The 751-nt window shown below is 77.6% G+C and carries 1 protein-coding gene; it reads left to right on the top strand.

Annotated features, from left to right (window positions below; all coding sequences use genetic code 11):
• A partial coding sequence (locus SACPADRAFT_RS26450; protein ID WP_084258359.1) for a uroporphyrinogen-III synthase occupies positions 1-751 on the top strand: 751 nt, incomplete at both ends.

Here is a 751-nt window from a genome sequence, read left to right on the forward strand (position 1 = left end):
CTCGGGGCGCTGTTCGTGCGCCGGGGCGCGACGGTGCGCCACGGTCCCGCGATCCGCATCGTGCCGCTGGCCGACGACACGGAACTGCGGCGCGCCACCACCGCGCTGCTGGACGCCCCGGTCGACGTGGTCGTGGCCACCACGGGCATCGGCCTGCGCGGGTGGATCGAGGCCGCGGAGAGCTGGGGCCTCGGCCGCGCGCTGCTGGAGACGCTCGCGGCCACCACCGTGCTCACCCGGGGGCCGAAGGTGACCGGTGCGGTGCGGGCGGCGGGACTGTGCGAGAGCTACGCCCCGGACTCGGCCCGCACCGCCGACCTGCTGCGGCACCTGCTCGACCGGGGCGTGGCCGGGGTGCGCATCGCGGTGCAGCTGCACGGGCGACCGCAGCGCGACTTCGTCGACACCCTGCGCCGGTCCGGGGCCGAGGTGCTGGAGATTCCGGTGTACCGCGGGGTCGGCCCGGCCGACCCCGGGCCGTTGGACCGGCTTTTGGACGGCGTGCTCGACGGCACGGTGGACGCCCTGACGTTCACCAGCGCCCCGGCGGCGGCGGGCACGCTGGAGCGCGCGCACCGCACCGGCAGGCATGCGGCCCTGGTGGAGGAACTGACCCGCCGGGTGGTGGTGGGCTGTGTCGGCCCGATCGCGGCCGCGCCGCTGGAGGAGGCGGGGGTGCCGACGGTGCGGCCGGACAGCGCCCGCATCGGCGCGCTCGCGCACACCGTGGCCGGCGTCCTGCGCGACCGGA

The organism is Saccharomonospora iraqiensis subsp. paurometabolica YIM 90007, from assembly GCF_000231035.2.
Lineage (GTDB): Bacteria > Actinomycetota > Actinomycetes > Mycobacteriales > Pseudonocardiaceae > Saccharomonospora > Saccharomonospora paurometabolica.